This is a genomic window from Streptomyces sp. Xyl84 (assembly GCF_059731885.1).
The window spans coordinates 1,241,747-1,266,719 of sequence record NZ_AP029182.1; the positions used below are offsets into that span (position 1 = coordinate 1,241,747).

Consider the following 24,973-nt stretch of genomic DNA (forward strand, 5'->3'; position numbering starts at 1 on the left):
TGGTGGGTGTGCTTTACGGGTCTTGTGAGCCTTCTGAGGCTCAGGGTCGTCGTGTCTGCTCTGGGGCTTGCGTGTTTCCTGCGGCTCTTCTGAGTCGTCTGTGTTCGCCATGGCCACCTCTTCCTCTCCGTGTGGCCGCAGGTTCGTTGGCCAAACCTCAACCGAGCAGTGCGTCCAGCCGCCGCCGGGCCGGCCCCAGGGAGCGGCCCCGTCCCGGCACATCGGCCCACGGCCGCGTCCGTGCCTGGTCGGCGGCGTCGGCGATGGTCCAGCGCCGCGGGCCGAGAGCGGGGTCGTCGAGCTGGTCCCAGGAGAGGGGGACGGCCACGGGCGCGCCCGGCCTGGCCCGGACCGCGTAGGGCGCGACGGCGGTCTGCGCGTACCCGTTGCGCTGGACGTCCAGGTAGAGGCGGTCGCCCCGGTCCTTCTTGCGGGCGGCGGTGGTGAGGCGGTCGGGGTGGCGGGCGGCCAGCAGCCCGGCGACGTCCCGGGCGAACTCGCGCACCGGGTCGTGGCCGAGCCGGCCGTCGAGCGGCACGATCACGTGCAGTCCGCGCGATCCCGTGGTCATGAGCGCGCAGGGCAGCCCCAGCTCGTCGAGGAGTCCGCCCGTCAGCCGGGCCGCCGTGCGCACGGCTTCGAAGTCGCCGTCGGCCGGGTCGAGGTCGAAGACCATCCGGTCCGGCCGCTCGACGCCGGGGGCGCGCGACAGCCAGCGGTGCGGGGTCAGACAGGCCTGGTCCGCGAGGTACACCAGGGTCGCTGCGTCGTCGCAGACGGTGTGCGTGACCGTGCCGCCCTCTTTGGCGACTTCCACGCGGGTGATCCACCCCGGATAGTGCTCCGGCGTGTTCTTCTGCATGAACACGGGACCGTCCAGCCCGTCCGGGTGGCGCTCCAGCATCAGGGGACGGCCGCGCAGGTGCGGCAGCATGAAGCGGGCGACGCTGCGGTAGTACTCCGCGAGGTCGCCCTTCGTGTACTCCCGGTCGCCGTGCGCGCCGTCGGCGTGCTCCCTCCCGGAGCCGGCGGGGAAGAGAACCTTGTCCGGCCGGTGCACCTCGACGGTGCGCCGGCCGGCCCGTACGGTGCGCGCGTCACCGCTCACCGCACCACCGCCTCTTCCACCAGCAGCCGGGCGGAGGCGGCGATGGACTCCGCGTCGATGCCGGCGGCGTGCAGCTGCTCGGCGGGCGTGGCGGAGCCGGGCATGGACCGGACGGCGAGCCGGACCAGCCGGGGCACCGGCCGCCCGTCGAGGAAGGCGTCCAGGACCGCGTCGCCGATACCGCCCTCCTCCCGGTGGTCCTCGACCGTGAGCAGGCACCCGGTGTCCTCGGCGGCCTTGCGCAGCGTGACCCGGTCGACGGGCTTGACGGAGTACAGGTCGACGACCCGCACGGCGATGCCCTCCTCGCCGAGGGCGTCGGCGGCGGTCAGCGCCTCGTGCAGGGTGACACCCGCGGCGACGATCGTCAGCCGGTCCTCGGCGGAGGAGCGCAGCACCTTGCTGCCGCCGACCGGGAACTCCTCGTCGGGCCCGTACAGCACCGGGCTCTCGCCGCGCGAGGTGCGCAGGTAGCGGATGCCCTCCAGGCCGGCCATGGCGGCGACGAGCTTCGCGGTCTGGTTGGCGTCGCACGGGTACAGCACGGTCGAGCCGTGCACCGTCCGCATCATGGCCAGGTCCTCCAGACCCATCTGGCTGGGCCCGTCCTGGCCGATCGACACGCCCGAGTGCGAGCCGTTGAGGTTGATCCCGGAGCCGCTGACGGAGGCCATGCGGACGAAGTCGTGGGCGCGGGTCAGGAACGCGGCGAAGGTGGAGGCGTACGGCACCCAGCCGCGCCGGGCCATCCCGACCGCCGTCGCCACCATCTGCTGTTCGGCGATGTAGCACTCGAAGTAGCGCTCGGGGTGTTCCTTGGCGAAGAACTCCGAGCGGGTGGAGTCGCCGACCTCGCCGTCCAGGGCCACCACGTCGCCCCGTGCGGTGCCGAGCGCGGCGAGGGCCCTGCCGTAGGCGTCGCGCGTGGCGACCTGCTCGCCCCGCTCCCAGCGGGGCAGTTCGAGGCTGCCGTCCCCGACGGCGTGCAGCGAGCGCACGGACGGCGGCTCGTGCACGCGGACGCGCAGATCGCGTACACCGCCGAGTTCCTCGATCGCCTCGTCGGCGTCCTTGACCGGCTTTCCGTGCAGTCCCTCGCGGTCCTCGGTGGCCCTGACGCCCTTGCCCTTGAGGGTGCGGGCGATGATGGCGGTCGGCTGCCCCTTGGTGGAGACCGCCTCGCCGTAGGCCCGGTCGATCGCTTCCACGTCGTGGCCGTCGATCTCGACCGTGTGCCAGTCGAAGGCGCGGAAGCGGCGGGCGTAGGCGTCCAGGTCGTGGCCGTGGCGGGTGGGGCCGCGCTGGCCGAGCCGGTTGACGTCCACGATCACGGTCAGGTTGTCCAGGTGCTCGTACCCGGCGTGCTCGGCGGCCTCCCAGATCGAGCCCTCGGCCATCTCGCTGTCGCCGCACAGCACCCACACCCGGTAGTCGGCGTGGTCGAGGCGCTTGCCCGCCAGCGCGATGCCGACGCCGATGGGCAGGCCCTGGCCGAGTGAGCCGGTGGCCGTCTCCACCCAGGGCAGCCGCTGCGGCGTGGGGTGCCCTTCGAGGCGGCTGCCCAGCTTGCGGAAAGTGAGCAGTTCGCCGTCGTCCACGGCGCCGGCGGCCTTGTAGGCGGAGTACAGCAGCGGGGAGGCGTGGCCCTTGGAGAGGACGAAGCGGTCGTTCCCGGGGTGCTCGGGCCGGTCGAAGTCGTAGCGCAGGTGATGGGCGAGGAGTACGGCCATCAGGTCTGCGGCGGACATGGACGACGTGGGATGCCCGGATCCCGCCGCCGCGGCCGCCCGCACGCTGTCGACGCGCAACTGCTGGGCCAGGTCGACGAGTTCGGCGTGGTTCATGAGTCTCCTTCCGCTGGGATGTCGGCACGTTTGACGGGCCCGGGGGCCGGATGGTGTCCGTGCTGTCCGGCGGCCTCGTGACCCGGCCGGTTCTCCACGGGCTCCGGGCCCGGCTGATTCCTGGCGGGCTCCGGACCCGGCTGATTCTTCGCGGGCTCCGGGCCCGGCTGATTCTTCGCGGGCTCCGGGCCCGGCTGATTCCTGGCGGGCTCCGGACCCGGCTGGTTCTTCGCGGGCTCCGGACCGGGCGAGTTCTTGGCGGGTCCGGGGGCCGGGCCGCCCCGCGTGGCCCGTGGGCCCGGGGACCGCGGCGCCGGTTCCGCGCCCGCCAGCTGCATCTTCTCCGTGGTGTCGATGATGTCCGTGATCCTTTCGCTCGTCGGCTCGCCTGCCGGTTCCGCGTCCGCTCCCCCGCGCGTACCCGCGTCCGCCGCCGCTCCCTCCTGCGGGCCGCCGCCCACCCGCGCCAGCTCGGGCGACGCCGTGTCCAGGGGCACGGACCAGGACCGTACGAGCCCCAACTGGACGGCCTGGCGCGGCAGTACGCCGTCCAGCAGCCAGTCGGCCGCCACGCGGACCCGGTTGCCCGGCATGGCGGCCAGGTGGTAGCCACGCGTCACCGCGGCGGCCGGCGGACCGGACAGGGCGAGGCCCAGCGGGTTCGCGGCGGCCCGCGCTCCGCCGAGGTCCACGACGAATCCCAGGTCCCGGTGCCGGTAGGGGCGCCGCGCGCAGGCCCCGAGCGAGGCGGCGACGTTGATCGCGGCGATCCGGCCGTGCCGCCAGGCGTGCTGGGCGGTCATCGGGGTGAAGCCGCCGGGGTGGTACATGTCCGGCACGGCCGCCGCGTCGCCGCAGGCGAACACCTCGGGCCGCCCCGGCACCTGGAGGTAGGGGTCCACCACGATCCGCCCGCGTTCCAGCGGCTGCCCGGTGCCCTCCACCAGCGGGTCGGGCCGTACGCCCACGCACCACACCAGGGTCCGGGTGGGCACGAACTCACCGTCGGTGAGCAGCACGCCCTCGTGCGTGGCCTCCCGCACGGAGGTGCCCATGCGGACGTCCACGCCGCGCTGCCGCAGCACCCGGTCCGCGGTGCGCGAGAGCCGTTCGTCCAGCTCGGGCAGGACGCGGGGGGCGACGTCCAGGAGCATCCAGCGCGGCCGCATCCCCCGGCGCAGCGGGTGCCGGCGCACCTGCGCGTCGGTGTACATCTTCCCGTGCGCGGCGACCTCGGTGCCCGTGTAGCCCGCCCCGACCACGACGAAGGTGCAGCGGGCGGCGCACTCCTCGCGGTCCTCGGACGCCGCCGCCAGTTCCATCTGCCGGGTCACGTGGTCGCGCAGATAGAGCGCCTCGGGCAGCCCGCGGAAGCCGTGCGCGTGCTCGGCGACACCGGGGACGGGCAGCAGCTTGTTGACGCTGCCGACCGCCAGCACCAGCCGGTCGTAGCCGAGCGCGCCGCGGTCCCCCTCGGGGCCGGTGAAGTGCACCGTGCGCGCGTCGAGGTCGACGCGGCCGGCCTCGCCGAGGACCAGGCGGACGCCGGGCAGACCGGCGGAGAGGGAGACCGCGACACGGCGCGGTTCCAGGACGCCCGCGGCCACCTGGGGCAGCAGCGGCAGGTACAGGAAGTAGTCGGTCGGGTTCAGGACGGTGACGTCGGCCCTGTTCCGTGACATCCGGGACAGGGTGCGGGCGGCGTGATAGCCGGCGAAGCCGGCGCCGACGATCACGATGCGGGGTCGACTCACGGTTCGCCTCCGGCGCTGTCGCGTACCTGGTGCGGAACCCTCCGCGTCCCCCGGGCCCGGGCACCCAAACGTGAGCCGGGGCCGGGAGGCGGGCCTGAGCCGGGGCCGGGGCGCGCACGTCGGCCCGGAGCGGGACGCGGCAGGCCGCCGCCGGTTTCCGGCCCCGCCGCCGGGTACTCGGGACCGCGATCCCGCCCACCCTGTCGTGGAGGTCCCGCCCATGCCCGAGTACGGCTACTTCCTGTCCTGCGAGCAGTACGGCCCCGCCGATCTGGTGGAGCAGGCCAGAATGGCCGAGCAGGCCGGTTTCCAGGCCCTGTGGATCTCCGACCACTACCACCCGTGGAACGACGCGCAGGGCCAGAGCGCGTTCGTGTGGTCGGTGATCGGCGCGCTGTCCGAGGCGGTGTCGCTGCCGGTCGAGACGGCCGTCACCTGTCCGACGGTGCGGATGCATCCGGCTGTGGTGGCGCAGGCCGCCGCGACCAGCGCGGTGATGACCGAGGGACGGTTCCGGCTCGGCGTCGGCAGCGGGGAGGCCCTGAACGAGCACATCCTGGGCGACCGGTGGCCACCGGCACACGTGCGTCTGGAGATGCTGGAGGAGGCGATCCAGGTGATGCGCCGGCTGTTCACCGGCGAGGAGGTCGACCACCACGGCACGTACTACACCGTGGAGAACGCGCGCCTCTACACCGTCCCCGACGAACCGGTGCCCATCGACGTCTCCGGGTTCGGTCCCAAGGCCACCGCGCTCGCCGCCCGCGTGGGCGACGGGTACATCACGATGATGCCGGACGAGGAGATGGTCACGCAGTACCGCAAGGGCGGGGGCGGGGCCAAGCTCGTCAGCGGCGGCACGAAGGTGTGCTTCGGGCACGACCGCGACGAGTGCGTCCGCACCGTGCGCGAGCTGTGGTACAACGAGCAGCTGCCCGGCGAGATGGGCCAGGTGCTGCCCACGCCCCGCCACTTCGAGCAGTTGGAACCTCTGGTCACCGAGGACATGGTCCGCGAGAACGTGGTGTGCGGGGACGACGCGGACCAGCACGTGGCCACGCTGAAGGAGTTCGCCGACGCGGGCTTCGACCGGGTCTACGTCAACCAGATCGGGGCCGACCAGCGCGGCTTCTTCGACTTCTACCGCACGAAGGTGCTGCCGCAACTGCCGTAGCGGCGGCCCGGGCCGTCACCACGGCGGCCCGCGCACACGAGGGCGCCCGCACGGTCAGGTGCGAGCGCCGTCGTGCGCGTGCGGCCGGTTCAGAAATCGTGCTCCGAACCCTGCGGGCGGGACGCGCCCGGCGCACGGGGCGGGCTCTGCGGCATCGGCGGCACGGGCGGTGCCGGGGGCACCGGCGGCTGCGCGGACATCCGGGACGCGGCGCCCCCCGGCATCGCGGACCCGGCGGCCCGGCCGGGAGCCGCGGGGCCGGACGCGGCGGGCCGGGCCGCGCGGCGCAGCGCGTAGGCGGCCGCGCCGAGGACCGCCGCGGTGATCAGTGCGGCGGCCCAGCCGGGCAGTCCGACGGCGAGGGCCAGACCGGCGGCGAGCGCCACGGCCGCGCCCGCGTACAGCGCGACGGCGCCCGACGCGGCGTACAGCAGGGCCGTGCGGCGCTGCCTGCGGGTCTGCTCGCGCAGCTCGTCGCGCACCGTCTCGCGCGCCACCTGCGCCAGTTCCTCCACCAGGTGCTTGTCCAGATGTTCCAGGTGGTCCAGGTGGTCCGGTCGTTTCGGATTCTCCAGTTGCTCCGAGCGTTCCATGCCCCGCGAGTACCCGAACAGGCGTACGCAACACGGCAGTACGGCCCGGGCGCGGCGATCAACGTGACGATCACCCCGGGCCCGTCGCCCAACTAGGCTTTCGGGTATGGAGATTCTGGGAACCAGCCTGCGCGTGTGCGTCGACGACCTGGAAACCGCGGTCCCCTTCTACGAACGTCTGGCGGGCGCCAGAGCCCTCCGGTTCGAGCGCGGCGGGGTGGAGGTGGCCGCCGTCGGCTGCTTCCTGCTGATGAGCGGGCCCGAGGCCGAGCTGGAGGTGCTGCGCAAGGTGGCGGCGACCATCGCCGTCACCGACGTCGACGAGGCCCAGCGGGTGCTGACCGGGCTGGGTGCCCGCGTCGTGGCGGGCCCGGTCGCGACGCCCGGGGGCCGCAATCTGATCGCCGTCCATCCGGACGGGTCGGTGTACGAGTACGTGGACCGCCGCGGCTGATCCTCACGCGGGCCGCATCCGGAAGTCGTAGCGCCGCGGCGGTGGCCCGCCCGCCACCCGCTCCCACAGCCGGCCGATCCGCTCGTCGCCCTCCCGCAGGTCGGCGACCTCGAAGCCGTCCTCGAAGACCGCCCGGGCCCGGTCGCGGTCCCCCTCCGCGAGCAGCAGCTCCGCTTCCAGCAGCCGGAACCGGCCCTGCTCCCGGATCGCCGGGAACAGCCGGTCCCACACGGCGCGGGCGCCGGCCGTCCGGCCGGTCCTCAGCAGTGCCTCGATCGTCTCCCGGCCGAGCGCGGCGGTGGCGGCGGTCCACTGCTCGCCCTGGTCGCGCCGCTCGTGGCACAGGTCGTCGAAGGCCTCGGCGTACCGGTCGGCGGCCCGTTCGTGGTGGCCGCTCTCCTGGTCGGCGACGGCCAGGCAGCGCAGCAACGGCCAGAGGGACGGGGCGAGTTCGAGCGCGCGCTCCCAGCTGCGCACCGCCTGCGCGCGATCCCCGGCGTGCCACTGGGCGACCCCGAGGTGGTACTCGGCGAGCGGTGTGGCGGGTGCCGTCTCCAGCAGGTCGCGCCAGTGCGGGGCGACCAGGCTCTCGCCGGGCGGGCCGGCCCGGCGCGGCTCGGGGAAGGAGCCGGTGCGCAGCAGTTCCCGCCAGGGCTGCTGCGCGGCTGTGATCGTGGACCCGGGAAACGGCGTGCCGGGCAGTTTCCAGCCGCCGCGCAGCACTTCGAGGGCGCCCCAGCCGGATCCGGTGGCGAGGACCTCGTCCGGTTCGGCGTCGGCGTACGGCCGCCAGGCGGCGTGGGCGGCCTCGACGTCCGCGCGCGGCAGGACGGCCTCCAGCCGCTCCTCGGTGCGCCGTACGGCGCTCTCCCAGTCCCCCGCCGGCGGCGGTGCGTCGAGCGGGCCGTAGGACTCCAGCCAGGCCACCTCGCTCTCCGCCTCCAGCCGGACGTGCTCCAGTTGGGTGCGGGCGAGTCCGGCCTGGATCTCGCAGTAGCCGCCGGTGCCGGGCTCGGTGAGCCACTGCTGCCAGCGGCGCCCGCCGGGGCCGGTGCCCCAGACGAACAGTTTGCGGCCGCGCAGCACGTCGGTGGAGGTCTGCACGAGACCGGTGCCGTCCTCGTCCAGCGCGGCGATCCAGCGGCGCCGTCCGGCCGGCACCTCGTAGAAGTAGTCGGCCGCGTACGGGCTGTTGAGGGGGTAGGTGCGGTCGGCGCCGTCGTGCACGGGGACCGGGACGCGGCGCAGCCTGCGTTCGTAGCTGAAGTGCCAGGCCTCTTCGGCGGGCGCGAGGATCCTGCGTTCCTCGGGGACGGCGGTGTTGGACCACCAGTAGGCGGGGACCGGCCGTTCGTGCGGGTTGCGGACGCGGACGCCGACGTGCAGGAAGTCGGAGCCGTCGGGCAGCCACAGGTCGACCTGGAAGGGCAGGTCGCGCAGTCGTTCCCACTCCCACAGGCGCAGCATGACCCCGCCGTCGGGGGCGGGGACGCGGGCGGCGTGCAGGGGCGCGCAGGAGAGGGTGGTGTGGCCGGTGGCCCCGATGTTCCATTCGATGCCGCCGGAGAACCAGGCTCCGTTGAGGGCGAAGTCGGCGGGCTGGAACACCGGGTTGCGGTACAGGAGTTCGCGGCCGGCGGGCTTGTGGACGAGGGAGGCGATCCGGCCGCCGAGGCCCGGCAGGACGGTGGCGCGCAGCCGGTCGTTCTCCAGGACGAGGGCGTCGATCCCGGTGGGCCGGCGTGTTCTGCCGTAGCCGTCGCGGATCCGGGCGGGCAGCACACTGCGCAGCGGGGCGTAGCCGAGCTGCCGGGCCATGTCGTGCGGCAGACCGGCCCTGTCCCGGTCCTCGATGCGGTGGGCCTCGTCGAGCGGTCGCAGCGCGGGCAGCGGGTTGTCGGGGCCCAGGGGCGCGGCGGGGAGCGTCAGTACCTCGCGTCGGATCGTCGTCACGATCACCATGGAAGCCGGTCGCCGGGGAGCTGACCAGGGGCACCGGCGGTCAGGATTGCGCAAAGGCGCCCGCCGGGCCGCCGCGTCCGGCGGGCGGAAATGCGGTGGGCGGGCCCGCCGGGGCGACGTAGGGTCGGTCCTTCGACCATGTCCGCGGTGACGCGCCGGTGCGCTGGTGTGCCGGGGCGGTGGCGAAGGAGCACGAGAAGCGATGAGTGAGCAGCACACCTACCGGGTCATCGTCCGGGGTACCTGGGCCGGGCTGACCGAGGAGGCGCGGGCGCGGCTGCTCGCCGAGGCCGCCGACCACGGGATGATGAGCATGCGGTTCACCGAGGAGGGGACGCTGTCCTACGAGGCGGCGCCGCTGAAGCACTTCTCGATGCGCTTCGTCGTGGTGTCGGACGCCCGGGACGGCGAGGAGATGGCGGCGGCCGTCGCGGAGGACCGGGCCGAGAGCACCCTGCGCGGCCTCGGCTACGGTTTCGGCGAGCTGAGGTCGACCGTCACCGACCTCGACACCATGAAGGTCAACCGGAAGTCCGCGTCCCGGCGGTGAGCGCCCAGCGTTCGTGGTCCCGCCACGCCCCGTCGACGTACAGCATGTCCGGGGAGTAGCCCTCCAGGCGGAAGCCGCAGGAGCGGGCGAGCGCGATGGATGCGGTGTTGCCCGGCTGGACGTTGATCTCCAGCCGGTGCAGTCCCATCGGTCCGAAGGCGTGCCCGATGACGAGGGTCAGGGCCTCTCTCATCAGTCCGCGTCCGGCGGCGTGCGCGAAGGCGCCGTAGCCGAGCGCGCCGGAGAGGAAGGCGCCCCGGACGATGTTGTTGATGTTGATGAAACCGGCGAGGCCGCCGCCGGGCTTCTCGCAGACGAGGAAGCCGGCCCTGTCCTGCCCGTCGATCAGCCGCCCCGCGTAGGCGGTGTAGGCCTCGGCCGTGGCGGGCGGGAAGAGCCACGGGCGGTGCAGCTCCGCGCTCTCGCGGACCCGGGCGGTGAACTCGGGGCCGTCCTCCTGGGTGAAGGGGCGGATGCCCGTGCGGGGCCCCTCGGCGAGGTAGCGGGACGCGGTGTGCGGCATGCCGTCACCTTACGCGAGGCGCCCTGACGTCCGGCCCGGTGTCAGTCCTGCACGACGGGCAGTTGCAGTACCCCGGTGTCCTCTGGGGAGCTGACCACGGTGACCGGCTTGACGCCGCGGTTGCCGAAGTAGGCGTCGTCACTGGCCGCGATCACGAACCGCAGCCGGTGCCCCTGCTCGAAGCGGTGCACGATGCCCGGCAGGGTGACGGTGAAGGGACGGGTCACGTCGGGCACGCGGACGGGGGCGACGAGCCGGTGCACGAGGGTGCGGGTGCCGTCGGGCGCCTCGTCGTACAGCTTGGCGAACAGGACGAGGTGGTCGGCGGCGTCGGCCGAGCGCTGGGTGCGCTCCGCCGTCGGGGAGTGCACCCGCAGGGTGGCTCGGGGTGCGCCGACGACGTCGGTGGCCTGGCTCAGCGGCTCGCTGGTCCAGGCGAGGTGGGTGCCGGCGAGGTCGTAGGGGGCGGGGTCGGGAAGGTTGATGATGCCCGCCAGCGAGCTTTCCGAATGGCTGGTGGGGACGAGCCAGTTGGTGTAGGTGCGGCTGCCGGAGGTGACCTCGTCGCGTCGGTCGACGAGTCTGCCGTCGCCGGAGAGGTACAGCGTCCGGCCGGGTGCGGGAAGGCGGTCGGCGCTCGCGTAGGTGTGACCGGGGTCGGTGATCCAGTCGCGGTAGTAGGCGAAGTCGGGTCCGGTGCCGGTGTCCTGGTCGCGGTGCAGGTAGCGGTCGAACCAGGCGAGGACGCGCCTGCCGACGTAGCTGGTCTCCAGGTTGCCCTGGGCGAGGTTCAGTTCGCCGGCGGCCGGGTCGGTCATTCCTCCGCTGTGGCCCCAGGACTGCCAGATCATCTTCGTCTCGGTGCCCTGTGCCTTGAGAGTCCGGTAGGTGGCGGTGGCCTCGTTGAGGTTGAAGAGGCTGTCGGCCTGGCCCTGGACGAGCAGGGTGGGTGCTTTCACCCGGTCGAGGTAGGAGACCGGGGAGACGCTGTGCGCGTAGGAGAGCAGGCGCCGGGTCGCGTCCTCGGGGTAGCGGCCCGAGTCGAGGGTGCGGACGGTGTCGCAGGCCCGGGTCACGAAGTGCAGGCAGGTGAGGGAGTTGATCCGGGAGGGGTCGAGGGCGGGCTGGGTGAGCGGCTGGCTCTCGCCCATGAGGTAGAAGCCGTTGGTCCACTGCCATTTGAAGGCGCCGGGCAGGTCCGGGGCGCCGGCGGCATTGCCGGGGTCGAGGGAGTAGGCGAGGTCGTTCCAGGTGATCATCGGGACGAGGGCGTCGACCCGGTGGTCCACGGCGGCGGTGGCCAGTTGCACGGCGCCGCCGTAGGAGCCGCCGATCATGCCGACGCGCGGGTCGCCCGTGCCGTCGAGGGTGACGTAGTCGGCGCGGGTGCCGTCGTCGGCGGCGCGTCGGCCGCCGAGGAAGTCGATCAGCTGGGAGGCGGCCCGGCCGTCGATGTCCGGGTCGTCGAGGGAGACCAGGCAGCCCGACTTCCCGAAGCCGAGGCCGGAGTAGACGAGCGAGACGTATCCGCGCTGGGCGAAGGCCTTGCCGATGGCGTCGGTCGAGCCGTCGTCCTTGCTCCCGCCGAAGCCGTTGGTGGCGAGCACGGCGGGCGCGGGGTGCGCGTGGTCGGCGCCGGCCGGCCGGTACAGGTCGGCGTCCACGGTGCAGGTGCGTTCACCCGCCCGGACGGTGAACTTCAGCGGCGTCACGCCGTACTGGCCGCCGGCCGCCGCGGGGGCGGTGAGCGCCAGGGGCGCGCTCAGCGCGGCTGCGAGTGAGACGACGAGGGCGGCGCGGGTTCTGGGCGCACGACGGGACACGAGACCTCCACACTGAGGGCGAGCGACTACCGGCAACCCGTCTTGGAACTGCGGACAGAACCGGGCCCCGGCGGGCGGCGCCCACTTCTGTCCGCATCTCTTACCAACCGGTAAGTAACCGGTCGGCAGCCATGGTGTGACACGTGTCGGACCGCGTCAATCGGTGCGACGGAGCTTTCTTGACGGAGATTCGGTGAACGGCGGGCGGGGCCCGCGCCTCAGCGTAGGGCGGGCCTGTCCAGCGTCAGCGTCCCCGCCCGGGCATCGAGTTCGGCGGTGACCCCGAAGGGGATCGTCGAGGCGCCCGCGCAGTGTCCGAACCCGAAGTCCTCGGCGACGGGCACGCCGAGCGGGCCGAGCCGGTCCGCCAGCAGCGCCCGCACCCGGCCGGGGGCGCCGCACTCCTCCCACGAGCCCAGCAGCACCCCGGCGACGCCCTCCAGCCAGCCGGCGCGCAGCAGTTGGGTCAGGTAGCGGTCCAGGCGGTACGTCTCCTCGCCCACGTCCTCCAGGCACAGCAGGCCGCCGCCCGCCGAGGGCCGCGCGTGCGGGGTGCCGAGGTCGGCGGCGAGCAGGGCGAGGCAGCCGCCGAGCGTCACCCCCCTGGCCCGCCCGGGGACCAGGGCCGTGCCACCGGAGGAGATCACGCGGACCGTCTCCGGGGCGAACAGGGTCGCCTTGAGGTGTTCCTGCGCCCGGGCGTTCTTGATGAAGTCGGCACCGGCCGCCATCGGACCGTGCAGGGTGACCAGGCCCAGCCGCACGGCGAAGGCCTCGTGCAGCGCGGTGATGTCGCTGAAGCCGACGAACACCTTGGGCCCCGCCGCGCGCATCGCCTCCCAGTCGAGCAGGTCGGCCATCCGCTGCACGCCGTAGCCGCCCCGGGCACACAGCACCGCGTCCACCGACGGGTCGCACCACGCCTGCTGCAGGTCGGCGGCCCGGTCGGCGTCGGCGCCCGCCAGATAGGTGAACTCAGGGTGCCGGTCCAGCACATGGGGCGCCACCACGGGGTCCAGGTCCCAGCCGCGCAGCACGTCGAGACCGGCCTGCAGGCGTTCCTCCGGGACGGGACCGCTGGGGGCGACGACGGCGACGCGGGCGCCGGGGGCGAGCCGGGCGGGACGCACGAGCTCCTTCACGTGCCCAGCTCCAGCACCGGCAGACCGGCCGGATCGAGTCCGAACACCTGGGCGTACAGGGAGAGTTCGGCCTCCAGGGCGCGGACCATGGTGGCGGCGCGGCGGAATCCGTGCCCCTCGCCCTCGAAGGTGAGGTAGGCGTGCGGCACGTCGCGCCCCTTCAGCCGGGCCAGGAACCGCTCGCACTGCACCGGCGGGCAGATCACGTCGTCCAGCCCCTGGAGCAGCAGGAACGGCGCCGTGATCCGGTCGGCGTGCTCGGCGGGCGAGCGCTGCGCGTACCGCTCGGGCACCTCGGCGAGCGGGCCGACCAGGCTCTCCAGGTACTGCGACTCGAAGTCGTGGGTCTCCCCCGAGCCCCACCCCGTCAGGTCGAGGACCGGGTAGAGGATCGTGCCGCAGGCGTAGACGTCGGTGCCGGCCAGGGAGGCCGCGGTGGTCCAGCCGCCCGCGCTGCCGCCGCGGATCGCCAGCCGGTCGCGGTCCGCGGTGCCCTCGTCGGCGAGGGCGAGCGCGACGGCCGCGCAGTCCTCGACGTCGACGACGCCCCACTGCTCGCGCAGCCGCTCGCGGTACTCACGGCCGTACCCCGTCGAGCCGCCGTAGTTCACCTCGGCGACGCCGATGCCGCGCGAGGTGAAGTAGGCGATCTCCAGGTCGAGGACGAGCGGGGACCGGCTGGTGGGGCCGCCGTGCGCCCACACGACGTACGGGGGCAGCTCACCGGCGGGCGCGGCGCACTCCGGGTGGTGCGGCGGGTAGATGTGCGCGTGCACGTCACGGCCACCCGGGCCGGTGAAGGTGCGCACCCGCGGTCGTGGGTAGTAGGCGGGGTCGACCGGGTCGCGGTGGGCGGCGCCGATCACCCGGGCCCGGCCGGTGCGGGTGTCCAGCTCGACGACCTCGTGGGAGCCGCGCGGTCCGGCGCCGACGGCGACGACGCGTTCGCCGTGCACCGCGAGCGTGGCGTCGAACTCCCCCCAGGGGCCCGCCGCGTCGACGACCTCGCCCGTCTCCGGGTCGAGTATGCCGAGGGCGGTGGCGCCGCGACCGTGCACGACGGCCACGAGACCGGTCTCCAGCGGGGCGAACCAGCGCTGCCCGAGCTTCCACAGCGGCCCGCCGAACTCCTCCTCGCGCGGGCACAGCGGGTGCCCGTCGCGGTAGAGGTTCCACCAGCCGCCGCGGTCGCTCGCGTACAGCAGGGAGCCGTCGGCCGCCCACTCCGCCTGGGCCACGGACTCCTCCGGGCCGCCGGCGAGGGTGCGGGGCGCGGTGAGGCGGCCGTCCCCGTCCACCTCGGCCACCACGAGTTCCGTACCGTCCCAGGGCATCCTGGGGTGGTCCCAGGCCAGCCACGCGGCCCGCCGTCCGTCGGGCGACAGCCTCGGTCCGGTCACGAACCGGTGGCGCTCCGCGGTCAGTTCACGCACCGCGCCGCGGTCCCCGGCCGCCGAGCCGTCCAGCGGTACGGCGACGGGCACGCGCCGGACGTCGGTGGGGCCCTCGCCGGTGAACTCCTCCATCACGCACCAGACTTCACCGCGTTCCGCCCGCACCTGCGGTTCCGCCCAGCGCAGTCCGCCGCCCACCGACGACAGGGGGGTGAGCGGCACCGGCTCGCCCGCGCCGGGCTGCCAGCGGTAGAGCCGCTGGTCGGCGAAGTGCACGAAGACAACGAGCACCGCGCCGTCCGCGACCGTCCCGGCCCAGGGGCGGCCGCCGTACTCGATGACCCTGCTGCGCACGTTCCACGGCGGCGGCAGCACGGACTCCTCGCCACCGTCGGCGCGCCGCCGCACGAGTGCCCGGCGGCCGCCCTCGGCGGGCCTGGGCTCGGTCCACCACACCTCGTCGCCGACGAAGTCCACGAACTCCGGCTTGCCGTCGTGCGCGGCGGCCAGGGCCGCGTCGATCGGCGAGGGCCAGGAACCGTACGGCAGGGTCTGCACTGTTTCCTTCTCCCAACTCGCTCAGGACGTCCGCAGGAAGCGGTCGAGCACGCGGACACCGAAGTGCAGCGCATCGACGGGGACGCGTTCGTCGACTCCGTGGAACAGGGCGTCGTAGTCGAAGCCCTCGGGCAGCTTCAGCGGCGAGAAGCCGTAGCCGGTGATGCCGAGCCGCGAGAACTGCTTGGCGTCGGTGCCGCCCGCCATGCAGTACGGCACGACGTGTCCCTCGGGCGCGAACTCCTCGACGGCGGCCCGCATCGCGGCGAACGTCGGCGAGTCGACCGGCGCCTGGATCGCCACCTCGCGGTGGTGGAACTCCCAGTCCACGTCCGGGCCGGTCAGCAGGTCCAGGGTCGCGCGGAACTCCTCCTCGCCGCCGGGCAGGTACCGTCCGTCGACGTGGGCGACGGCCTCGCCCGGGATGACGTTCACCTTGTAACCGGCGTCCAGCATGGTCGGGTTGGCGCTGTTGCGCAGCGTCGCCTCCACCAGCCGGGCGGCGGGGCCGAGCTTGTCGAGCAGCGCATCCACGGTGTGCGGGTCGGCCTCCAGGCCGTACAGGGCGGCGAGTTCGTCGAGCGCGGCGCGGACGGTCGGGGTGAGCCGCAGGGGCCACTGGTGGGCGCCGATCCGGGCGAGAGCCGCGGCGAGCCGGGTCACCGCGTTCTCCTTGTTGACGCGGGAGCCGTGCCCCGCCCGGCCGCGCGCGGTCAGCTTCAGCCAGGCGGTGCCGCGTTCCCCGGCGGCGATCGGGTAGATCTGCCGGCCGGCGCCGTCGTGGAAGGTGTACGCCCCGGACTCGCTGATGCCCTCGGTGCAGCCCTCGAACAGCTCGGGGTGCTCGTCGGCCAGGAAGCCCGAGCCGTCCTCGGCGCTGGCCTCCTCGTCGGCGGTGAACGCCACCACGAGGTCCCGGCGCGGCCGCAGGCCCTGCCGGGCCCAGGAGCGGATCACCGAGAGGATCATCGCGTCCATGTTCTTCATGTCGACCGCGCCCCGGCCCCACACCACACCGTCGCGGACCTCCCCGGAGAAGGGGTGCACGCTCCAGTCGGCGGCCTGCGCAGGCACCACGTCCAGATGACCGTGGACGAGCAGTGCGGGCGCCGAGGGGTCGGTGCCCTCGACCCGGGCGACGACGTTGGTCCGGCCCGGTGTGCGCTCCAGCAGCACCGGTTCCAGCCCCGCTCCGGCCAGCTGCTCGGCGGCGTACTCGGCGGCCGGACGCTCCCGGCAGTCGCCGCCGCCCCGGTTGGTGGTGTCGATCCGGATCAGCTCGGAGGTGAACCGGACGACCTCGTCCAGTGCCTGCGCGTCAGCCATACTGCTCCTCGATGGCGGCCGAGGCGATCGTGGTGACCGCCTTGAAGGTGCGGATTCCCTCGTACATCGTGGCGCTGGTGTAGACGACCTTGCGCTCACCGGCGCGCGCCACGCCGGGGACCACGGTGGCGGCCATGGCCAGGTGCTCGGCGTCGAACTCCACCGCGACGGTGAACGGGCCGCCCTGCACGGGCTCGCCCCGCACCGCCAGGGACGCGGCCTTCGCCGCGGCCGCGCGGATGTCGGCGGCGGTACGGGCCGGCGTCCGGCACACCGCCGCGTACCGCGACACATGGTCCTTGACCGCGACCTTCAGCGCCTCGGGCGCGTAGCCCAGCGCGTCCTCACAGGCCACGTCGTCGCCGGTGACGAGAACCACGGGCACCCCGTACTCGGCGACGACGTGCGCGTTGAGCAGCCCCTCACTGGCCCGTACGTCGTTCACCCACACGCCGGTGATGGAGTTGGCGAGGTAGGTGTGCGCGAGGACGCCCTCCGTCCCGGCGCCGGCGTGGTAGCCGACGAAGGCGATGCCGTCGACGTCGCCGTGCTGCACGCCCTCCACCATGGACAGTGACTTGTGGCGCCCGGTGAGCATCTGCGCCCGCTCGTCCAGCTCCTCCAGCAGCAGGTTGCGCATGGTCCAGTGCGCCTCGTTGACGAGGACCTCGTCCGCGCCTCCGTCGAAGAACCCGAGCACGGCCGCGTTGACGTCCGAGGTGAACATCGACCGGCACCGCTCCCACTGCGGTGTCCCCGGCAGCACGTCGGCGGGCCAGGTCACACCGGTGGCGCCTTCCATGTCGGCGCTGATGAGGATCTTCATGGGGCGCCACGTTACGCGTAGGCGAGGCGCCCCGGAACTGCCTCACGCCGAGTTGTCCGCAGTGATGGCGCCACCGGACCAAGGTCACTAGGTTTAAACTCGAACTCCCGAACGGGAGTTCACCCATAAGAAGGAGCTTGCTTCCGTGGCGTCTCACCGTCGACCCAAAAAGCCCAGCCGCACGCGCGTGACCGTGCTGACCACCGCGGCCGCCGCCGCCGTCGCGATCAGCGCGCAGGCGGCCAACGCGGCTCCGAGTGAGAAGCCGAGCAAGGACGAGGTCAAGTCCAAGGTCGACAAGCTCTACGAGCAGGCGGAGCAGGCCACCGAGAAGTACAACGGGGCCAAGGAGAAGCAGCAGAGGCTCCAGAAGGAGATCTCCACCATCCAGGACAACGTCGCCCGCGGTCAGCAGGAGCTGAACAAGCTGCGCGACGGCCTCGGTTCGATGGCGGCCGGCCAGTACCGCTCCGGCGGCATCGACCCGTCCCTCCAGCTCTTCCTCTCCTCCCACCCGGACGACTACCTGGACCGGGCCGCCACCCTCGACCAGGTCAGCGGCCAGCAGGCCGACGCGCTGAAGAAGATCCAGGACAAGCAGCGCCGGCTCGCCCAGCAGCGGGCCGAGGCCACCGCCAAGCTCAAGGACCTCGCCGCCACCCGCACCGAACTGGGCAGCAAGAAGAAGGAGGTCCAGGGCAAGCTCGCCGAGGCACGGCAGTTGCTCAACACGCTCACCGCCAAGGAGAAGCAGCAGCTCGCCGCCGCCGAGCAGACCCGCGCCACCCGGGGCACCGAGCGGGTCTCCATGGGCAAGATCACCCCGGGCAGCGGCCACGCGGGCGCCGCCTTCGCCGCCGCCCAGAGCAAGATCGGCAGCCCGTACGACTACGGCCACAACGGCCCGTCCACCTTCGACTGCTCGGGCCTGACCTCCTGGGCGTACGCGCAGGCCAACGTCTCCATACCGCGCACCTCCGAGGCACAGGCCAACATCGGCCAGCGCATCTACTCGCAGAGCCAGCTCCAGGTGGGCGACCTGGTCTTCTTCTACGGCGACCTGCACCACGTCGGCCTCTACGCCGGCAAGGGCATGGTCCTGCACGCCCCGCACAGCGGAGCTTTCGTGCGCTACGAGTCGATGGGCAACATGCCCTACCAGTTCGGCGTCCGCGTCTGAGGCGGCGTCAGGGGGACTCACCGGCGCATGCGCCAGCCGTCTGACGCTACGTCAGAATCAGGTATCTGGCGTAGCGTCAGTGCTTCGCCGCGGCGGTCAGGCGACCGTCTGGGACGCGGCGGCGTCGGGGCGCAGATCGGCCAGGGTGAGCCGGTGGGCGGGGGCGTGGGGCAGGGCGGTGCTGCTGGTGGTGCTCAGGTCCGGGCCCACGTGGAGGAGTTCCCCCGGCTCCATGAGACGCCACTCGGGGTTCTCGTCCATGCGTTCGCTCGCCACCACCACGGCGGGCTTCCCTGCCAGGTTCTGCGAGTGGACCCGCATGCGTCCCCGGCTGCCGCTGTGGTCGAGATGGCGGCCGCCGTGCGGTCCCCCCGCGGGACGTCGCAGCACGTACAGCTCGTGGGTGTCCGGGTAGCGCAGCGCCCACAGACCGCCCGGGGTGATGAGGACGAGGTTGAGGGCGTAGACGGGCAGGTGCGCGGCGACCCAGCGGGCGGCGTGTCCGATGCCGGCGGTGATGTCACCGCCGTGGTCGCGGATCTCCCGGGTGATGAGGGCGAAGAACCGCTCGGAGTCGGTGTCGCCGCGGACCAGCGCCCGGTCCTGCCCCAGGTGCCGGTCGAGCCGGCCGAGGTCCTCGATGACCCCGTTGTGCGCGAACAGCCGTCCCTCCTGCTCGAAGGGATGGGTGTTGCGGGTGTCCAGGCTGCCCGTGGAGGCGTAGCGGACGTGCGCGAGGAAGGTGGTGGACTCGACCTCCCGGGCCTCTTCGGCGAAGGCGCGGTCCTCGTACGCGGCGATCGGGGCCTTGTCCACGTGCGGGGTGCCGTCCGGGGCGAAGTAGCCGAGGCCCGTGCCGTCGGGGTCGTGGCGGCTCTGCCGGCTGAGGCTGTCGGGCGCGTCCAGGAGCCAGAAGGTGGCGTGGCTGCGTTGCGGGGCACTGCTGAGGCCGAACAGACGGCACATCGGGTACCTCCTCGGTCAGTGGCGGCCCGGGGTGCGCGGGTTCTTGGTCTCCGCGCCGTGGGCGAATCCGCCTGCGTCGTCGGCGCTGCGGTGCGGCTCGTGCTGCTTGTCCAGGCGGGGCAGGACGCGGCGCAGGTCGGCCAGGAGCAGGTCGGCGAGGTCGTGGCTGAAGCCGTTGCGGACCACGATCCGCAGGGCCGCCAGGTCGGTGCGGTTCTTCGGGAAGGTGTACGCGGGCACCAGCCAGCCGCTCTCGCGCAGGGCCGCGGAGACGTCGAAGACGCTGTAGTGGTCGATGCCGTCCCGCATCCGGAAGGCGAAGACGGGGATGTCGCTGCCGTCGGTGATCAGCTCGAACGGCCCGAGTCCGGCGATCTCGGCGGCGAGCCGGGTGGCGACGTCCCGGCAGGTCTGCTGGACCCGCCGGTAGCCGTCGAAGCCGAGGCGCAGGAAGTTGTAGTACTGGGCGACGACCTGCGCGCCGGGCCGGGAGAAGTTCAGCGCGAAGGTCGGCATGTCGCCGCCGAGGTAGTTGACGTGGAAGACGAGGTCGTCGGGGAGGGCGTCCTTGTCCCGCCACAGGGCCCAGCCGACACCCGGCATGACCAGGCCGTACTTGTGGCCGGAGGTGTTGATGGAGGCGACCCGCGGCAGCCGGAAGTCCCACGGGAGGTCCGGGTCGAGGAAGGGGGCGATCATCGCGCCGGACGCGCCGTCGACGTGGACGGGGATGTCCACTCCGGTGCGGGCCTGGAGGTCGTCCAGGGCGGCGACGATGCCGGCGACGGGCTCGTAGCTGCCGTCGAAGGTGGAGCCGAGGACGGCGACGACCCCGATGGTGTTCTCGTCGCACAGTTCGACGGCCTTCTCGGGGGTCAGGTGGTAGCGGTCCCCCTCCATCGGCACGTAGCGCGGCTCGACCTCGAAGTAGTCGGCGAACTTCTCCCAGCAGATCTGGACGTTGATGCCCATGACCAGGTTGGGCCGGTCGGCCGGCTTGCCCTGCGCGCGCCGCCGGTGCTGCCAGCGGCGCTTGAGCGCGAGCCCGCCCAGCATCGCGGCCTCGCTGGACCCGGTGGTGGAGCAGCCCACCGCGTGCCGGGGATCCTCGGCGTGCCAGAGGCGGGCGAGCATGTGGACGCACCGGGTCTCGAGTTCCGCGGTCTGCGGGTACTCGTCCTTGTCGATCATGTTCTTCTCGGCGCACTCGTCCATCAGCCGCCGGGCCTCCGGCTCGGCCCAGGTGGAGACGAAGGTGGCGAGGTTCTGCCGGGCGTTGCCGTCGAGCATCAGCTCGTCGTGGACGATCTGGTAGGCCGTGTCCGGTTCCATCTCCCCCGACGGCATCGCGTACCGCGGAACCTTCAGCGGTTCCCGGCTGAAGACCGGGTTGACCATCAGGTCCCGGCTCCTGCCGCGGTCGTCACGGGGGTGCCTCACCGTCATGCGCGCTCCGTCCTCGGCCTGTCGTCAGCCTGTCCTCGGCCGGTTCCCGGCCTGTCGTCGGCGTACCGGTACCCGGAAACGCCGGGTGGATCCTCGTGTCACCGCTCCAGGAAGTCGAACAGCTCCTCCCAGCGGCGGGTGATGGTGGCGGGGTCGAAGCGCCGCACACTGCGCAGCGCCTGTTCCCCCATCGCGTCCCGCAGGTGTTCGTCGGACATCAACCGGACGAGGTGGCGGGCGAGTTCGGTGGTGTTGCCGGGCCGGGCGAGCAGTCCGTCCTCGTCGTGGGTGACGATCTCCCGGACGCCGGGCGCGCAGTCGAACGCGACGCACGGCACCCCGCTCGCCATCGCCTCCAGCAGCACCAGCGGGAAGCCCTCGCCGCGGGAGGACTGGACGAAGACGGAGGAGGCGCGCAGCGCCCCGGGCACGTCGTCGGTCTGCCCGGCGAAGTCCACCGAGTCCTCGATGCCCAGCTCGGCGCACTGCCGGCGCAGCTCCGCCTCGGACTCCCCCCTGCCGTAGATCCGCAGGGTCCAGCCGGGCTGCTGCGGGGCGGCCTCCGCCCAGGCGTCCAGCAGCAGGTCGACGCCCTTCTCGTGGGAGAGCCGGCCGATGCTCGCGACGACCTTCTCGGTGCGCGGGGAGGGGGTGCCGGGCTCGATGGGCAGCGGGTTCGGCATGAAGCCGAGGTTGTTCATGCCCTCGCCGACCCAGCGGTCGGCGTCCTCCTGGGTGAGGGCGAGGAGCCGGTCGACGTCCGCGTAGTACTTCTTGACCCGGGCGAAGCGGGACGACTTGCGGGCCGTCTCGAAGGACTCGTGGGTCATGCCGATGACGGTGTGCCCGGCGGTGTCCGCGAGGGCCACCCACTCCATCGCCCAGACCTGGGTGACGATGATCACCGCACCGGGCGAGGCGGCGCGGAACAGGGCCGTGAGCCGTCCGGCGGCGGCACGCATGTGGGCGTCGTGGCGGCGCAGGGCGGGGTCGGCGGAGCCGAGCAGGCGGCGCGGCCGGGGGCGGCCCGGGGGCCGGCGGGCGTACAGCGTGACCGTGCGGAACGGGGGGTTCTCGCCGAGGTCCATCGGGTGGCCCGCCGGTGCGACACCGGCGATGGTGACCCGGTGGCCGCGCTCGGCCAGCAGCCTGGCGAGCTGGGCCTGCCAGCGGCCCACGCCGCCGAGTTCGTTGACCTCGTTGGCCACGAAGAAGATGTCGCGCTGGGTCATCGGGCCTCTCCCGCGGGGCCGAAGAAACGGTCCACGATCTGCGCCGCGGCGTCCCCGCGGTCGTACTCGCCGTACTTGTCCACGAACTCCTTCAGCCGGGCCTCGTACGTCGTGTGCACGGCGGTCAGGTCGCCGAGCGCGGCGAAGAGGTCCTCCGGGGTGCGCGGCACGGGGCCGGGCGCCTCGGCGAGCAGGTCGAAGTAGGTGCCGCGGGTGTCCTCGGCGTACTCCTCCCAGTCGTGGACGTAGAACACGATGGGGCGCTGGAGCAGCGCGTAGTCGAACATCACCGAGGAGTAGTCGGTGATCAGGGCGTCGGCGAGCAGCATCAGCGGGGTGATGTCCGGTTCCGCGCTGACGTCGATGACGCGTCCGGCCACCGAGGGGGGCAGGGTGAGCCGGTTGAGGTAGTGCGCGCGCACCAGCAGGACGTGGTCGTCGCCGAAGCGGTCGGCGTACTCCTCGACGTCGAAGGGGAACGCGAAGTCCCGTACCCGGCCGTCGGGGTGGGCGCGGAACGTCGGCGCGTACAGCAGCACCCGCTTGCCGGGGTCGATGCCCAGGCGTTCGGCCAGCCGCCGTGCCTGCGGGTCGGGTGCGTCCGACTCGCGTGCCCGCACGAGGGCGTCGTTGCGCGGGTAGCCGGTGCGCAGCAGTTTGTGCTCGGGGATGCGGTAGGCGCGGGCGAGGGTGCGCACGTCGTGCTCGCCGCGGACCACGAAGTGGTCGAACCGGTCCAGGGCCTGCTGGTAGGAGCGCTGCTCCTGCTCGGACTGCATCCGGTGGGTGGGCTCGTCGAAGCCCATCCGCTTGAGCGCGGAGCCGTGCCAGGTCTGGATGTACGTCGTCTCGGGGCGCTTGGCCAGGCGCAGCGGGTAGCCCTGGTTGTCGATCCAGTACTCGGCCTGGGCGAGCGCCTTCAGGTACCGCCACGACCAGCGGCGCACCAGCTCCGCGTCCTCGGGGAAGCCCTTGGGCCGGTCGCCGGCGTAGGACCAGACGGCGGTGATGGGCACGCCGCGGCGGCGCAGCTCCTCGTAGATCGCGCGGGGGCTGTCGCTGTACTGCTTGCCGAGGTGGCTCTCGAAGACGACGGTGCCCTTGCGGACGGGGAGCTTGCTCAGCATGCGGTCGTAGACCTGGAGCTTGCGGGTGCCGGAGTTCAGGTCGCGGCGCACGGCGCGCAGCTTGCGGTAGGCGCCCTTGGCGGCGCGCGCGGGGCGGCCGTGCAGGTTGCGCTGGACGGCGGCGCGGCCCCTGCGGGCGGCCTGGCCGTGCTGGGCGAGCCGGAAGGCGAGGTGGCCCTTGGCGGACACCTGGGCCTCGATGCGGTCGGCCATCAGCCTCGTCAGGCGCGGCCGGACCGGGAGGGCCTCGGCGTGCTCCAGGTCGACGGTGCCGACGGTGAGGCGGCTGGTGGTCCGCGCGCCGTCCGCGGTCAGGTGCAGCCGGACGTCCCAGACGTCGTCGATGATGCCGAGCGGGCGCAGGCGCCGGGTCAGGGGCACCTCGGCCCGCCAGGCGATCGTGTCGCCCTCGTGGGTGACGGCGGCGACCGGGAACCGGAAGGTCTGCAGGCTGCGCCGCCGGGCCCGGAACTCCAGCTCGGCGGTGAGCTTCGCACCGGGGGCGACGGTGCGCAGCGGGTTGACGATCGCGCCCGCGAGCCGTACGTCGCCGCCGTCCACGGCGTATTCGGTGAGCTGGTTGCGCAGGAACATCTGGTTCAGCCGTTTGGCGTGGTAGCCGAGGCTGGTGACGTCCAGGACGGAGCGCATGTCCGGGTCGTCGAGGTAGCGGTCGGTCCAGTAGATCCGGCCGTCTCGCTCGACCAGCGGGGTGGCGATCTTCTGCCGGTTGATCAGGGTGTCGATGGCCGGCATCAGGTCCGCCCAGTCCTCGCGCAGCAGCAGCTGGGCGCAGATGGCGTGGACGCGGTCCAGCTCGGCGTAGGCGGCCTCGGGGAAGTCCTGGACGTACCCGCGGGCCAGCTCGGCGAAGCCGTGCCGGTAGTCGTCGTCGAGGAAGGGCAGTTCCCGCAGGTAGAGCACGAGGTCGTGCTTGAGGAACTTGATGTCCTTCCACAGCTTCAGCCTGTCCTGGCCCTGGCGCCCCAGGAGGGCGTCGATACGGCGGTGGATCTCGACCCGGTCGGCGAAGTTCCTGATCTCGCCGCGGCGGTTGCTGATCGACTTGGCCTCGGTCTTCTCCACGACGTTCCAGTGGTAGACCGTGTTCGGGATGAGGGTGATGCGCCGCGCGGCCAGGTAGGCCTGGGCGGAGAAGAGCAGGTCCTCGTAGTGGATGCCGCGCGGGAAGACGAGGTCGTTGCCGAGGAGGAAGTCGCGCCGGTAGCACTTGTTGGTCGACAGCGTGTCGAAGACGAACAGGTCCGGCAGCTCGGCGACGGAGTCCAGGGTGCGGGTGCTGCGGTACAGCCACGGGTACCAGGCGACCCGCTTGCCGTGCCGGTTGTCCGTGTACACGCGCACGCAGAGGCCGGAGACGAGGTCGGCGCCGGTGCGGTCGGCGGCCTCGACCATGTTGCGGCACGCGTTGCGCTCCAGCGTGTCGTCGCTGTCCAGGAACATCACGTAGCGGCCGCGGGCGACCTTGACGCCCTCGTTGCGGGGCTCTCCGCAGCCGCCGCTGTTCTCCGCGAGCCGGATCGCGCGGACCTTGCCCGGGTGGGCCGCGGCGAGCGCCTGCGCGACCCCGTAGGAGCCGTCCGTCGAGCAGTCGTCGGCGATGACGACCTCGACGTTGCGCAGAGTTTGCTCCAGAACGGAACCGACGGCCGCCGGAAGACGCTCTTCGTCGTTGTAGACGATGACGACAACGCTGACGTCCGGTTCGGGCGCGACGCTCGACACGGCCACCTCTCGTCTCTGTACGGTGGGGGATGCGGTGGGGGTGAACGTCACCCTACAGGCTGTAGGGACCACCCCTGCGCCCCACCCCTTCTGCAAACTACGTCAATGCGACAATACGCCGCCCCCCTGACACGCTGAGCTGGGGCGGGGCGGCGGTGGCCGGCAGTTCGCGGGCCCGGAACGCCCGGTTCACCGGACAGGAGCTGCGGGCCGGGGCGCGGGCCGCGGCGGCGCGGGACCAGGAT

At 72.9% G+C, this 24,973-nt stretch carries 19 protein-coding genes; 4 read left to right on the forward strand and 15 right to left on the reverse strand.

The features are described from left to right. Positions 1-157 precede the first annotated feature (157 nt). From ligD to AC6I72_RS05380, 3 genes are read right to left on the reverse strand one after another with little or no spacing between them, the layout of a single operon-like run. Positions 158-1,108 carry a non-homologous end-joining DNA ligase gene (ligD, locus tag AC6I72_RS05370; protein ID WP_497999711.1) on the reverse strand — a complete coding sequence of 317 codons (951 nt, stop codon included), beginning with the start codon at positions 1,106-1,108 and terminating at the stop codon, positions 158-160. Further along, positions 1,105-2,952 (reverse strand): transketolase, encoded by a 1,848-nt coding sequence (locus AC6I72_RS05375; protein ID WP_497999712.1) that lies wholly within the window; start codon positions 2,950-2,952, stop codon positions 1,105-1,107. The genes ligD and AC6I72_RS05375 overlap by 4 nt, the downstream gene beginning before the upstream one ends. After that, on the reverse strand, positions 2,949-4,706 hold the full coding sequence (locus AC6I72_RS05380; RefSeq protein ID WP_497999713.1) for an NAD(P)/FAD-dependent oxidoreductase: 1,758 nt from the start codon (positions 4,704-4,706) through the stop codon (positions 2,949-2,951). The genes AC6I72_RS05375 and AC6I72_RS05380 overlap by 4 nt, the downstream gene beginning before the upstream one ends. Positions 4,707-4,926: 220 nt before the next feature. On the opposite strand from AC6I72_RS05380, the gene AC6I72_RS05385 reads away from it, so the two are divergent. Beyond that, positions 4,927-5,880, forward strand: a complete 954-nt coding sequence (locus AC6I72_RS05385) for an LLM class F420-dependent oxidoreductase (RefSeq protein WP_497999714.1) — start codon at positions 4,927-4,929, stop codon at positions 5,878-5,880. An 89-nt stretch (positions 5,881-5,969) separates the two neighbouring features. Here the strand turns inward: AC6I72_RS05385 and AC6I72_RS05390 are convergent, their stop codons facing one another. Continuing rightward, entirely contained in the window at positions 5,970-6,473 is a 504-nt protein-coding gene (locus AC6I72_RS05390; protein WP_497999715.1) for a phage holin family protein, read from the reverse strand. Positions 6,474-6,579: 106 nt separating this feature from the next. Between AC6I72_RS05390 and AC6I72_RS05395 the strand changes: the two genes are divergently transcribed. Next, on the forward strand, positions 6,580-6,927 hold the full coding sequence (locus AC6I72_RS05395) for a VOC family protein (RefSeq protein WP_497999716.1): 348 nt from the start codon (positions 6,580-6,582) through the stop codon (positions 6,925-6,927). Positions 6,928-6,930: 3 nt separating this feature from the next. Here AC6I72_RS05395 and AC6I72_RS05400 read toward each other — a convergent pair whose 3' ends face one another. Then, a complete protein-coding gene (locus AC6I72_RS05400; RefSeq protein WP_497999717.1) occupies positions 6,931-8,889 on the reverse strand; it encodes a DUF5107 domain-containing protein in 1,959 nt (652 codons plus the stop codon). 202 nt (positions 8,890-9,091) lie between these two features. Between AC6I72_RS05400 and AC6I72_RS05405 the strand changes: the two genes are divergently transcribed. Continuing rightward, positions 9,092-9,439, forward strand: a complete 348-nt coding sequence (locus tag AC6I72_RS05405) for a DUF6204 family protein (RefSeq protein WP_037858184.1) — start codon at positions 9,092-9,094, stop codon at positions 9,437-9,439. On the opposite strand, the gene AC6I72_RS05410 is transcribed toward AC6I72_RS05405, so the two are convergent. The 6 genes from AC6I72_RS05410 to AC6I72_RS05435 form a co-directional block, all read right to left on the reverse strand. Then, complete coding sequence (locus tag AC6I72_RS05410) at positions 9,411-9,962, reverse strand: GNAT family N-acetyltransferase (RefSeq protein WP_497999718.1); 552 nt, start codon at positions 9,960-9,962, stop codon at positions 9,411-9,413. The genes AC6I72_RS05405 and AC6I72_RS05410 overlap by 29 nt on opposite strands. 41 nt (positions 9,963-10,003) lie before the next feature. Continuing rightward, a complete protein-coding gene (locus AC6I72_RS05415; RefSeq protein ID WP_497999719.1) occupies positions 10,004-11,785 on the reverse strand; it encodes a CocE/NonD family hydrolase in 1,782 nt (593 codons plus the stop codon). A 218-nt stretch (positions 11,786-12,003) separates the two neighbouring features. Then, entirely contained in the window at positions 12,004-12,927 is a 924-nt protein-coding gene (locus AC6I72_RS05420) for a S66 peptidase family protein (protein ID WP_497999720.1), read from the reverse strand. Then, positions 12,924-14,879 (reverse strand): LpqB family beta-propeller domain-containing protein, encoded by a 1,956-nt coding sequence (locus AC6I72_RS05425; protein WP_497999721.1) that lies wholly within the window; start codon positions 14,877-14,879, stop codon positions 12,924-12,926. Before AC6I72_RS05425 ends, AC6I72_RS05420 begins: the two co-directional genes overlap by 4 nt. Positions 14,880-14,900: 21 nt before the next feature. Beyond that, positions 14,901-16,205 carry a M20/M25/M40 family metallo-hydrolase gene (locus AC6I72_RS05430; protein WP_497999722.1) on the reverse strand — a complete coding sequence of 435 codons (1,305 nt, stop codon included), beginning with the start codon at positions 16,203-16,205 and terminating at the stop codon, positions 14,901-14,903. Continuing rightward, on the reverse strand, positions 16,198-17,031 hold the full coding sequence (locus tag AC6I72_RS05435; protein WP_497999723.1) for a M55 family metallopeptidase: 834 nt from the start codon (positions 17,029-17,031) through the stop codon (positions 16,198-16,200). The genes AC6I72_RS05430 and AC6I72_RS05435 overlap by 8 nt, the downstream gene beginning before the upstream one ends. A gap of 145 nt (positions 17,032-17,176) precedes the next feature. Between AC6I72_RS05435 and AC6I72_RS05440 the strand changes: the two genes are divergently transcribed. Beyond that, a complete protein-coding gene (locus AC6I72_RS05440; protein ID WP_497999724.1) occupies positions 17,177-18,211 on the forward strand; it encodes a C40 family peptidase in 1,035 nt (344 codons plus the stop codon). A 96-nt stretch (positions 18,212-18,307) separates the two neighbouring features. On the opposite strand, the gene AC6I72_RS05445 is transcribed toward AC6I72_RS05440, so the two are convergent. From AC6I72_RS05445 to AC6I72_RS05460, 4 genes are all read right to left on the reverse strand, one after another. Next, positions 18,308-19,177, reverse strand: coding sequence for a class II glutamine amidotransferase (locus AC6I72_RS05445; RefSeq protein WP_497999725.1), 870 nt, complete (start codon positions 19,175-19,177; stop codon positions 18,308-18,310). A 15-nt stretch (positions 19,178-19,192) separates the two neighbouring features. Next, positions 19,193-20,623 (reverse strand): glutamate decarboxylase, encoded by a 1,431-nt coding sequence (gene gad / locus AC6I72_RS05450; protein ID WP_497999726.1) that lies wholly within the window; start codon positions 20,621-20,623, stop codon positions 19,193-19,195. Between the two features lie 98 nt (positions 20,624-20,721). Beyond that, positions 20,722-21,855, reverse strand: a complete 1,134-nt coding sequence (locus tag AC6I72_RS05455) for a glycosyltransferase (protein ID WP_497999727.1) — start codon at positions 21,853-21,855, stop codon at positions 20,722-20,724. After that, on the reverse strand, positions 21,852-24,734 hold the full coding sequence (locus AC6I72_RS05460) for a bifunctional glycosyltransferase/CDP-glycerol:glycerophosphate glycerophosphotransferase (RefSeq protein ID WP_497999728.1): 2,883 nt from the start codon (positions 24,732-24,734) through the stop codon (positions 21,852-21,854). Before AC6I72_RS05460 ends, AC6I72_RS05455 begins: the two co-directional genes overlap by 4 nt. Between the last annotated feature and the right edge of the window lie 239 nt (positions 24,735-24,973).

What these genes read in the sequence shown, in the direction of transcription:
- AC6I72_RS05435 (WP_497999723.1), bottom strand. Translation starts at nt 17,031, where the DNA reads ATGAAGATCCTCATCAGCGCCGACATGGAAGGCGCCACCGGTGTGACC.
- AC6I72_RS05455 (WP_497999727.1), bottom strand. Translation starts at nt 21,855, where the DNA reads ATGACCCAGCGCGACATCTTCTTCGTGGCCAACGAGGTCAACGAACTC.
- AC6I72_RS05410 (WP_497999718.1), bottom strand. Translation starts at nt 9,962, where the DNA reads ATGCCGCACACCGCGTCCCGCTACCTCGCCGAGGGGCCCCGCACGGGC.
- AC6I72_RS05445 (WP_497999725.1), bottom strand. Translation starts at nt 19,177, where the DNA reads ATGTGCCGTCTGTTCGGCCTCAGCAGTGCCCCGCAACGCAGCCACGCC.
- AC6I72_RS05385 (WP_497999714.1), top strand. Translation starts at nt 4,927, where the DNA reads ATGCCCGAGTACGGCTACTTCCTGTCCTGCGAGCAGTACGGCCCCGCC.
- AC6I72_RS05375 (WP_497999712.1), bottom strand. Translation starts at nt 2,952, where the DNA reads ATGAACCACGCCGAACTCGTCGACCTGGCCCAGCAGTTGCGCGTCGAC.
- AC6I72_RS05405 (WP_037858184.1), top strand. Translation starts at nt 9,092, where the DNA reads ATGAGTGAGCAGCACACCTACCGGGTCATCGTCCGGGGTACCTGGGCC.
- AC6I72_RS05430 (WP_497999722.1), bottom strand. Translation starts at nt 16,205, where the DNA reads ATGGCTGACGCGCAGGCACTGGACGAGGTCGTCCGGTTCACCTCCGAG.
- AC6I72_RS05390 (WP_497999715.1), bottom strand. Translation starts at nt 6,473, where the DNA reads ATGGAACGCTCGGAGCAACTGGAGAATCCGAAACGACCGGACCACCTG.
- AC6I72_RS05400 (WP_497999717.1), bottom strand. Translation starts at nt 8,889, where the DNA reads ATGGTGATCGTGACGACGATCCGACGCGAGGTACTGACGCTCCCCGCC.
- gad (WP_497999726.1), bottom strand. Translation starts at nt 20,623, where the DNA reads ATGACGGTGAGGCACCCCCGTGACGACCGCGGCAGGAGCCGGGACCTG.
- AC6I72_RS05395 (WP_497999716.1), top strand. Translation starts at nt 6,580, where the DNA reads ATGGAGATTCTGGGAACCAGCCTGCGCGTGTGCGTCGACGACCTGGAA.